Source organism: Ursidibacter sp. B-7004-1, from assembly GCF_053654055.1.
Genome location: NZ_JBSIUP010000044.1, coordinates 1 through 11,093 on the forward strand (window position 1 = coordinate 1; position 11,093 = coordinate 11,093).

The following is an 11,093-nucleotide window of genomic DNA, read 5'->3' on the forward strand; positions in this document are numbered from 1 at the left end:
GTCGTTGTGGTAACTTGACCATTACCATCGGTAATAGAAATCGTGTGTGTACCGTTGTTGTTATTCACAACTGATGCCACCGCATTTTTACCGTCTTTACCGTTGGTTCCAGCTGGACCTCGTGCACCAGCTGGACCTCGTGGACCAGCTACACCTTGGATACCTTGATCTCCCTTATCACCTTTGTCACCTTTGTCGCCTTTTTGACCTTTTAATCCTGGGTGCGTTTTGATGTAATTTTCATCTAAAGAGAAGGTAAATTTACCATTGGCTTGATCTACCTTAATTCCGGTTCCACCAAACAACTCGACCGTATCACCTGCTTTAATTGGTTGAGGCGTACGGTTTCCGCCACCATTGCCCGAAGCAAAGATTTTCCAGAACATACTGTTCATTGCGGTAGCAACATCATTAGCAGTAGCGAAAGTGTTTCCTGCAGCAGGAACGTTGATTTTGCCTGCATTAGTACCAGAGGCCGGAGCCGTACCAAGAGTCGTAGTGTTAATGTTAAATGTAATATCATTACCTGAAACAGCAGCGGTAGTACCAATGCCGTTTTTGAAGTTAATTGATTCACCTGGGTTGATGACATTATTGCCAGTACCGTTCACTTTGAGTACCCAACCGGTTTTCTGCAATGCTTCAGCAAGATTTTTGGCAGTAACAACACCATCTGCATTATTCGCTACAGCATTTACCGCACCAGTAGCTTGATTGACCGTAATGTTTGCTTTTTTCACATTCACTTTAGAAGTGATGGATTTACCGTCTGTGCTTGGCGTATTGGTTACAGTCAGCACATCGCCGGTATCTGTCGTAACATTGGTTTTGGTGTTGGTATCAGCTGCTGCACCACCTGGAGCTGATTTGATTTTAACGTTGTAATTACCCGGTTTACCCTGAACTTCTTCAACCGTAACTGTCGTGCTACCTTCACCAACAAAGTTCACTTGCTTATTGGTTTGAACATCGCCTACTTTGTTAGTTCTATCTGCATTTAATCTATTACCAATAGACCAACCTTCACTCAATTTTTGAGCAACGATATAAAGCTGCGAGCCGTTGATGGCATCGGTAGAACCAGCAGAAATCTCACCCGGTGCGAGGTTTTTGAGCTGACGCTCCATTCCTACCTTACCGATAGAAACCGTTAAGCCCAATGTATCCGCATTGTTTTCAGTTTGACCATCAGCAGCTTTAAAATGACTATTACCCTTAAAACCCGAATAACTCACGCCATTAACGGTGGCATTTTGGATATTTGTTGCCATACCACTTTCTGAAGAATTACCCAATGCCACCGCATTTTTATGGGTTGATTTGGCACTTTCACCGATGGCGATGGCATTTTCGGCATTCGTTTCGGTTAAAGCATTACGACCGATGGCGATAGAAAAATTCCCTTTTGAGCTAGCATTATGGTTAATCGCCAAAGAAGTTTGACCGCTTGCGTGGGCTCCTGAACCCAATGCGGTGTTAAATATATTTGTATCTGCTTTTGTGTTCGCACCTAATGCCACAGAAGAGCCTTTTACTGCTTGAGCTTTATAACCGATAGCAATGGCGGAAGTATGTGGATTAGATGCAGGCGTGCCAGTCCAGCTAGGATCACCAGACTTAGCATCTCGCCCCATTGCAATAGACAAACTAGAAAGTGCACGGCTGCCTCGTCCTACCGCTGTCGCCTCTGTAGATTCCGCACGAGCATCAAAACCAAAAGCACTTGAACCTTGATAAGCATAAGAAGTCGAACCGACCGCTGTAGCGTAGTTGTAGTTATCTTGATTACCACCTCTTAACTGAACGCCATAGCCAATCGCTACCGCATTTTGGGTTTGATTGCCAGAGCCATTATTTAAACCACTGATCCAGCTCTCTGAACCAATCACCACGTTTCTTGGGCTGTTTACCCAAGCATTTACACCACAGACGACGTTGCTGTTATCTTTATTTTGATTAGAAACAGGCACATTTGTTTGACCAGTTGGAGTACTACAAGTAATCGCTGCCGCTTCACTGGAAATTAAAAAAAGCAAAAATGGAATGACAAGACTTCTACTTGCTACCCCAATACTCCAGCTTGCTTTGGTCTTACCTAAACTAGAAGCCTTGCTTTTTCCTTTAGATTTACTTAGCTCTGACACAACAACCCAATTTTGAGAAGCGTAGTCCCAAATAATTTTAAAAATTTTATTCATAGCATACCCATAAATAGTATTGATATTGTTAATAAAAATCGCTAATAAAGTTATTAGAAATCACATAGACATTAACAATTACAAAACTTGTAAAAACTTACAAATTGACATAAAAGGAAACGTTCTATAACCCATTCTATAAACTAAAAACAAAAAAAACAACCGCCCGCCCAAAACCGCAAAAAAAAAAAAAAAAAATAAACAAATCAAATAGTTAAGAAAAAACCAAGAAATAAATTTATTGCATAAATAGGCTATAATTACTAAGTAAAGAAATGAAAATACTGACATAAAATTACAATCTAATTTACTTTAGCTATTATTACCTCAACACCAATGTTACAAATTTGTGAAAATAAGACTTACATCACAGTTTTTTGATTAGATTTAGGGCATAATACGCTCCAAATAATTACTGCTTTATAAATGAGCAGTTATATCAAGGTTTTACCACTTTTTTTTGGCATTACTCGCTATAATGGCGAGAGCAATAATCAATAAACACAACTCAATAAGGTTAGGTATGTATGCAACATAAAAACTTTGATGACTGGATAGCTTCAACTGCATTTGGTGGAGCCAATCAATCTTATGTTGAAGAAATCTATGAACAGTATCTTGATGATCCTGAAAGTGTTGATGAAAGTTGGCAAGCAATTTTCGCTCAACTCCCGAAAACTAATGTGGTAGAACAACCACACTCTACGGTAAAAGACTATTTCCGCCGTTTAGCTCGTGAAAATCGAACTGAAGCGGTAACCGTTATTGACCCTGAAGCCAGTGCAAAATTGGTCAAAATCTTACAATTTATTAACGCTTATCGTTTTCGTGGGCATCTCGAAGCGAAACTCGACCCTCTAAACTATTACCGTTGGAAAACCTCTCAAGTTCCTGAATTAGACTACCGTCATCACGGCTTTACAGAAAAAGATCTTGATGAAACCTTTACTGTTGGTCGTTATGTTTATAATAAAGAAACCATTAAACTCGGTGAATTAGCCGAAGCCTTAAAAGAAACCTATTGTGGCAGTATCGGTCTTGAATTTATGCATATTCAAGATATGGAACAGAAAAACTGGCTACAAGCTAAAATGGAAAGTGTCTTAAATAAACCGCTTTTCACGAAAGAAGAAAAAATCAATTTATTACAAGAATTAACCGCAGCAGACGGTTTGGAACGTTATTTAGGGGCTAAATTCCCAGGTGCAAAACGTTTCTCATTAGAAGGAAGTGATTCTTTCATTCCAATGATGAAAGAGATTATCCGCCACGCTGGTCGCCAAGGTATGAGCGATGTGGTAATGGGTATGGCACACCGTGGGCGTTTAAATATGCTCGTAAACGTACTTGGTAAAAAACCTGCGGAATTATTTGATGAGTTTGCAGGCAAACACGCCGATGTAAACCGTACTGGTGATGTGAAATATCACCAAGGTTTCTCTTCTGATTTTGCTGTCGATGATAAGCAAGTTCACTTAGCCCTTGCTTTTAACCCTTCTCACTTAGAAATTGTTAGCCCTGTGGTTATCGGTTCAGTTCGAGCAAGACAAAATCGTATTTACGATAAAGAGCATAATAAAGTATTAGCGATTACCGTACACGGTGACTCCGCTGTGGCTGGACAAGGTGTGGTGCAAGAAACCTTAAATATGTCAAATGCTCGTGGCTACAAAGTGGGCGGTACTATTCGTATCGTAATCAATAACCAAATTGGCTTCACGACTTCTAACCCTAACGATACCCGTTCGACAGAATACTGTACGGATATTGCGAAGATGATCCAAGCACCGATTATTCACGTTAATGGTGATGATCCTGAAGCGGTAGCTTTTGCGGCAAGAATGGCAGTTGAATATCGTTGCTTATTCAAACGAGATATTTTTATTGATTTGATTTCTTATCGCCGTCACGGGCATAACGAAGCCGATGAGCCGTTAGCTACTCAGCCGATGATGTACAGCATTATTAAAAAACACCCGACTCCACGCAAAGTATATGCAGACCGCTTAATTGCTGAAGGCATTTTAACAGGCGATGAAGAGATTGAGATGATGAATCTCTATCGTGATGCATTAGATAATGGTGATCGTGTCGTACCTGAATGGCGTGAGATGGATACCGCTAAAATGGATTGGCTACAATATCTCAATTATGAATGGACTGAGCCTTATGAGAGTAAATTCCCACAAGATCGTTTCTTAACTATTGCTAAACGTGTGTGTGAATATCCTGAAAGTGTAAAACCGCATTCTCGTGTTGAGAAAATTTATAATGATCGCCGAGAAATGTACAAAGGTGAAAAACTATTAGATTGGGGTATGGCTGAAACAATGGCATACGCTACTTTATTAGATGATGGTATTCACGTTCGTTTATCAGGCGAAGATGCTGGGCGTGGAACATTCTTCCACCGCCACGCTGTGATCCATAATCAGAATGATGGTACAGGTTATGTGCCATTAACACAGCTACACGCAAATCAAGGTCGTTTTGAAGTATGGGATTCCGTACTTTCTGAAGAAGCGGTATTAGCCTTTGAATATGGCTATGCAACAACTGATCCGAAAACGCTAACCATTTGGGAAGCACAATTCGGTGACTTTGCTAACGGTGCTCAAATTGTTATCGACCAATTTATTAGTTCTGGTGAACAAAAATGGGGCAGAATGTGTGGTTTAGTAATGTTATTACCACACGGTTATGAAGGACAAGGCCCTGAACACTCATCAGCTCGTTTAGAACGCTATTTACAACTTTGTGCAGAACAAAATATGCAAGTTTGCATACCTTCAACCCCTGCACAGGTTTACCATATGTTACGCCGTCAAGCGATTCGTAAAGTTCGCCGCCCATTAGTAGCGATTTCTCCGAAATCTTTACTTCGCCACCCACTTGCAGTTTCTACGCTTGATGAGTTGATCAACGGTGAATTTAAAAATGTCATCGGTGAAATTGATGAGCTTGATCCAAAAGGGGTAAAACGTGTGGTGCTTTGCTCTGGTAAGGTGTATTACGATCTTCTTGAGCAACGTCGTGCAAATAATCAAACAGATGTAGCGATTATTCGTATTGAGCAGCTTTATCCTTATCCACACGATGAAGTCAGAAAAGTGCTAGAACAATACGCTCACGTTACTGATTATGTTTGGTGTCAAGAAGAGCCACAAAACCAAGGGGCTTGGTATTGTAGTAAACACAATTTTGAAGCCTCTATTCCAGAGAATGCGAAATTGAAATACGCAGGCAGACCTGCATCAGCCTCCCCTGCGGTGGGTTATATGTCGCTCCATACCAAACAACAGAAACAGTTGGTAAGTGATGCTTTAACGCTCTAGTTTAAATCGTTTGCTAAGGTATGTGATACGCCTTAGCAAGCGGTCGTTTTTAGCTAGATTTTTGCAAATTTTAAATGGGCGTATATGGTACGTCCTTATATAGAACTAAAAGGAAATAAACTATGACTATCGAAATTCTTGTTCCTGATCTTCCTGAATCGGTTGCTGATGCAACTGTTGCGACTTGGCATAAAAAAGTGGGCGATAGCGTAAAACGTGATGAAGTTATCGTTGAAATTGAAACGGATAAAGTGGTACTTGAAGTGCCTGCAACTAGCGATGGGGTTATTACTGAAATTCAGCAAGACACTGGTGCTACGGTTATCAGCAAACAAGTGCTTGGTGTACTTTCAGCGGTTCAAGCTGGTGATGTTAGCAGTGCAACACTTGCTCAAAATGAACCAACACCAGCAGATAGAAAATCTTCTGCGGTAGAAAACGATCACAGTGATGCAGACTCTCAAGGCCCTGCAGTTCGCCGTTTATTAGCTGAATACGGTTTAGATGCAAGTGAAGTAAAAGGCACAGGCGTTGGTGGACGTATTACTCGTGAAGATGTCGAAGCTGTGGTTGCAAAACGTGCTAAAGCCAATATGGCGAAAGTGGCAGAGAAAGCTGAAAATACGATTAGTACAGTTGCCTACTCTGCTCGTAGCGAAAAACGTGTACCAATGACTCGCTTACGCAAACGCATTGCTGAACGCTTACTTGAAGCGAAAAATACCACTGCAATGCTAACCACGTTTAATGAAGTGGATATGCAACCGATTATGAGCTTACGCAAACAGTATGGCGATAAATTCGAGAAACAACATGGTGTACGTTTAGGCTTTATGTCGTTCTATATTAAAGCGGTAGTTGAAGCGTTAAAACGTTATCCTGAAGTAAATGCTTCAATTGATGGCGATGATGTGGTTTACCACAACTATTTTGATATCAGCATTGCGGTTTCTACTCCTCGTGGTTTAGTCACACCAGTTCTGCGTGATTGCGATAAACTTTCAATGGCTGAAATTGAGAAACAGATCAAAGCGTTAGCGGAAAAAGGTCGTGATGGTAAATTAACCGTTGAAGATTTAACTGGCGGTAACTTTACTATTACCAATGGTGGTGTATTTGGCTCATTGATGTCCACGCCAATCATCAATCCGCCACAAAGTGCTATTTTAGGTATGCACGCCATTAAAGATCGCCCAGTGGCTGTTGATGGTCAGGTGGTAATCCGCCCAATGATGTATTTAGCTCTCAGCTACGACCATCGTTTAATTGATGGACGTGAGTCTGTTGGGTTCTTAGTGGCAATTAAAGATCTACTTGAAGATCCAACTCGCTTGTTATTGGAAATTTAATAAGAAAAGAGACCGCTTGTATGAATGCAAGCGGTCTCTAAGAAAAATCAGCCTAAGCCTTTAGTAAGATTTGCACCTATTTGAACAGTTTGGACTTTACTTGAGATACTTCTCAAAGCCTGTGCATCTGTATTAACTGCAAAAAGTTCAATGTCATAATTATCAGTAGTTTGAGCAAGGTGGTCAACAGCATTACTTCCACCACCTCCAACACCGATAACTTTTATTTTTGCTTTTATGTTGCTCTCAACAATAGGTTCAAACATAGTAGTTACTCCTGAAATGGTAATAAAAGGGCTTTTATTATAGCAATTTTTCCATTTCTATGCATAGGTAAGCAGTCTGACTTTAAGAAAATTTTGTAACCAAATCTTCCCTCCCCATCTTTAGCCAAGAGGGGCTAGGGAAGATTTGGCAAACTCATAAAGCCGAAATTAAACACAACATAGGAACAACACAATGAACCTACACGAATATCAAGGCAAACAAATCTTTGCCCAATATAAGCTCCCTGTTAGCCGAGGGATTGCGTGCAAGAGCTCTGATGAAGCTGTTGAAGCCATTAAACAGTTAAGCGGTGATGCGTGGGCGATTAAATGCCAAGTACACGCAGGTGGTCGTGGTAAAGCTGGTGGCGTAAAACTCGTGCGTAACGAAGCTGAAGTGCGTGAATTTGCAGATAAATGGTTAGGTAACCGTTTAGTTACCTTCCAAACAGATGCAAGTGGTCAGCCTGTCAATACACTTTATGTTGAAGAAACCGCAAATATCGATCGTGAGCTTTATTTAGGGGCTGTTATCGACCGTTCTTCACAAAAAGTTGTGTTTATGGCATCAAGTGCTGGCGGTATGAATATTGAAGAAGTAGCAGAAAAAACTCCTGAATTACTTCATAAAATTGCGATTGATCCTTTAACAGGAGGAATGGCTTATCAAGGGCGTGAATTAGCGTTCAAACTGGGGTTATCAGGCGATCAAATCAAACAATTTACCTTTATCTTTACCCAACTTGCTAAATTATTTGTGGAGAAAGATCTCTCGTTATTAGAGATCAACCCACTTGTTACCACTAAAGAAGGTAACTTACTTTGCTTAGATGCCAAAATGGTTGTAGATGGCAATGCGTTATATCGTCAGCCTGAACTCGCAGCAATGCAAGATCCTAGCCAAGATGACCCTCGTGAAGCTCTTGCTGAATCTCACCAATTAAACTATGTGGCTTTAGATGGCAATATCGGCTGTATGGTTAATGGTGCTGGTTTAGCGATGGGAACGATGGATATTGTTAAACTTCACGGCGGTTTCCCTGCAAACTTCTTAGACGTGGGCGGTGGTGCAACTAAAGAACGTGTGGCAGAAGCATTTAAAATTATTTTATCAGATAAAGCAGTAAAAGCGGTTCTTGTTAATATCTTCGGTGGTATTGTCCGTTGCGATTTAATTGCAGATGGTATCATTGCTGCGGTAAATGAAGTGGGTGTAAATGTGCCTGTGGTCGTTCGCCTTGAAGGAAACAATGCAGAATTAGGGCGTGAAATCTTAGCTAAAAGCGGATTAAATATTATTGCGGCGGCTACCTTAACAGATGCTGCTATTCAAGCGGTTAAGGCTGCGGAGGGTAAATAATGTCTATTTTAATTGATAAAAACACAAAAGTAATTTGCCAAGGTTTTACTGGTGGTCAAGGTACTTTCCATTCTGAACAAGCACTTGCTTATGGCACACAATTAGTTGGTGGCGTTTCACCTGGTAAAGGCGGTTCAACCCATTTAGGATTACCTGTTTTCAATACTGTGCGTGAAGCCGTAGAAGCAACGGGGGCAACAGCAACTGTGATCTATGTTCCCGCAGCAGGCTGTAAAGATGCGATTTTAGAAGCCATTGATGCAGGTATTCAGTTAGTGATCTGTATTACTGAAGGTATTCCAACTTTAGATATGCTCCAAGTGAAACAACGCTTAAACCAAACTGGCGTGCGTATGATCGGCCCTAACTGCCCAGGTGTTATTACACCAGATGAATGTAAGATTGGTATTATGCCGGGTAGTATTCACAAGAAAGGCAAAATTGGTATTGTTTCTCGTTCTGGTACATTAACCTATGAAGCGGTAAAACAAACTACTGATGAAGGTTTTGGACAATCTACTTGTGTGGGTATCGGTGGCGACCCTATCCCTGGTTCAAACTTTATTGATATTCTGAAATTATTCCAAGATGATCCTGAAACCGAAGCCATTGTAATGATTGGTGAGATTGGTGGCTCTGCGGAAGAAGAAGCGGCAGCTTTCATCAAAGAATATGTAACCAAGCCTGTCGTTAGTTATATTGCAGGGGTTACTGCACCAAAAGGCAAACGAATGGGGCACGCAGGTGCTATTATTAGTGGTGGTAAAGGTACTGCTGATGAGAAATTCGCAGCACTTGAAGCGGCTGGTGTAACCACTGTCCGTAGCCTTGCTGATATTGGCTCTGCATTGCGTAAAGCACTAAACCAATAATTGTCTGATATAGCCCCATTTTATTAGGGATATTTTAGGTTATTGATAATCTATTTTTTGTTAGATTTAAATGATAATCTGCACCAAAAGTTGAAATAAACAACCAACTGATTAAGGTGCAGATTTTTTCATTATTCATTCCAAATCAGTAATACTAATAAGCTACTCTCCTGATTCTCTAAACTCTCTTAATGCTTTATCTGCTAGAAAAATATCTTCCATCTCTTCAAGATATTTCAAAATAGCCTCTTTTACCTGAATTGTGCCGAAAAGCTCCGTCCTTCAGGGCGGAGATGTAAGGCAAAATTCAGGTAAAATTCTAGTTACAAATTGGTCACAAAGCATTTTGAGTATAGAAAAGTTATGAGTTAAATTTGAATGTAACTGATTGATAATTAAAGAAAAATAATGGCACGCCCTAAAGGATTCGAACCTTTGACCCACGCCTTAGAAGGGCGTTGCTCTATCCAGCTGAGCTAAGGGCGCAATAAATAATATTAAGAATAGTATTATAAAAAGAAATGGTCGGCGAGATAGGATTTGAACCTACGACCCACTGGTCCCAAACCAGTTGCGCTACCAAGCTGCGCTACTCGCCGACATAAGATGTGCTGAATTATAGTTTTTTTTGTTCTTTCGTCAATCTCTTTTTAATTCTAGCTTATTTAAATGACTGTTCTTTGAACGTTAAGTATATTAAGACTTATCAAAAAGCAAAATTTTTGAGAGAATAGCAAACGTTTTCGTATCACTAGGAGCCAAACAATGTCTGCAAATATTATTTCAGGAACAGCCCTCTCAAACCAAATAAAAAATGAAGTTGCAACCAAAATATCGCATTATCTTGAACAAGGATATAGAGCACCGGGGCTTGCAGTGATTTTAGTTGGTTCAGATGCTGCTTCCCAAGTGTATGTTGGAAGTAAAAGAAAAAGCTGTGCTGAAATCGGTATTCAATCCCAATCATACGATCTTCCACTAGAAACCACAGAACAAGCCCTTTTAGATTTAATTGATGAATTAAATAAGGACGAAAGTGTAGATGGTATTTTGGTTCAGCTACCGCTGCCTAAACATATTGATAGCACAAAAGTGATAGAAGCTATTCAACCCGATAAAGATGTTGATGGTTTCCACCCATATAATGTTGGTAGATTATGCCAACGTATTCCAACATTAAGAGCTTGTACACCTTATGGGGTAATGAAACTATTAGAAAATACCCAAGTTGATCTTTATGGTAAACACGCTGTTATCGTAGGTGCATCAAATATTGTGGGGCGTCCTATGGCATTAGAGCTATTATTAGCTGGCTGTACCGTTACTGTGACTCATCGCTTTACCCAAGATCTCGCCTCTCATATTCGTCAAGCTGACATTTTGGTTGTTGCAGTAGGAAAACCTCAATTTATCTCTGGTGAATGGGTTAAAGAAGGTGCTATTGTGATTGATGTAGGTATTAACCGTATTGATGGTAAATTAGTTGGAGATGTTGAATTCGAGAAAGCATCTCAAAGAGCAAGCTATATCACGCCTGTTCCGGGTGGAGTTGGTCCAATGACTGTTGCTATGCTAATGCACAATACTTTACAGTCTTATCAACACCATATTTCCCTGTAACAAATTAGAATAGAAATATTCGGTATTATGTAGCAGTTGCACAAAATTGAAAAAACTCTCTCCCACTTGTGGGAGAGAGACAGCTCAAAAATG

Annotated in this window: 6 protein-coding genes, 2 tRNA genes and 1 pseudogene; 5 read left to right on the plus strand and 4 right to left on the minus strand. The window is 40.3% G+C overall.

Annotation, left to right across the window (positions count from 1 at the left end):
* A partial coding sequence (locus tag ACWIW0_RS10655; RefSeq protein ID WP_454453291.1) for an ESPR-type extended signal peptide-containing protein occupies positions 1–2,198 on the minus strand: 2,198 nt, incomplete at its 3' end.
* A 527-nt stretch (positions 2,199–2,725) separates the two neighbouring features.
* Here ACWIW0_RS10655 and sucA point away from each other — a divergent pair.
* Both sucA and odhB read left to right on the plus strand, forming a co-directional pair.
* Entirely contained in the window at positions 2,726–5,533 is a 2,808-nt protein-coding gene (gene sucA, locus ACWIW0_RS10660; protein ID WP_454453292.1) for a 2-oxoglutarate dehydrogenase E1 component, read from the plus strand.
* 122 nt (positions 5,534–5,655) lie between these two features.
* Entirely contained in the window at positions 5,656–6,882 is a 1,227-nt protein-coding gene (odhB, locus tag ACWIW0_RS10665; RefSeq protein WP_454453293.1) for a 2-oxoglutarate dehydrogenase complex dihydrolipoyllysine-residue succinyltransferase, read from the plus strand.
* Between the two features lie 50 nt (positions 6,883–6,932).
* Here odhB and ACWIW0_RS10670 read toward each other — a convergent pair.
* Positions 6,933–7,148, minus strand: a pseudogene (locus ACWIW0_RS10670) (cell division protein FtsZ); the annotation flags it as partial.
* A gap of 193 nt (positions 7,149–7,341) precedes the next feature.
* On the opposite strand from ACWIW0_RS10670, the gene sucC reads away from it, so the two are divergent.
* Both sucC and sucD read left to right on the plus strand, forming a co-directional pair.
* Positions 7,342–8,508 (plus strand): ADP-forming succinate--CoA ligase subunit beta, encoded by a 1,167-nt coding sequence (gene sucC / locus ACWIW0_RS10675; RefSeq protein WP_454453294.1) that lies wholly within the window; start codon positions 7,342–7,344, stop codon positions 8,506–8,508.
* Complete coding sequence (sucD, locus tag ACWIW0_RS10680; protein ID WP_454453295.1) at positions 8,508–9,380, plus strand: succinate--CoA ligase subunit alpha; 873 nt, start codon at positions 8,508–8,510, stop codon at positions 9,378–9,380. The genes sucC and sucD overlap by 1 nt, the downstream gene beginning before the upstream one ends.
* Before the next feature lie 409 nt (positions 9,381–9,789).
* Here sucD and ACWIW0_RS10685 read toward each other — a convergent pair.
* Both ACWIW0_RS10685 and ACWIW0_RS10690 read right to left on the minus strand, forming a co-directional pair.
* Positions 9,790–9,866: transfer RNA gene (locus tag ACWIW0_RS10685), tRNA-Arg, on the minus strand.
* Between the two features lie 36 nt (positions 9,867–9,902).
* Positions 9,903–9,979: transfer RNA gene (locus ACWIW0_RS10690), tRNA-Pro, on the minus strand.
* A 166-nt stretch (positions 9,980–10,145) separates the two neighbouring features.
* Here ACWIW0_RS10690 and folD point away from each other — a divergent pair.
* Complete coding sequence (gene folD / locus ACWIW0_RS10695) at positions 10,146–11,000, plus strand: bifunctional methylenetetrahydrofolate dehydrogenase/methenyltetrahydrofolate cyclohydrolase FolD (protein WP_454453296.1); 855 nt, start codon at positions 10,146–10,148, stop codon at positions 10,998–11,000.
* Positions 11,001–11,093: the final 93 nt, after the last annotated feature.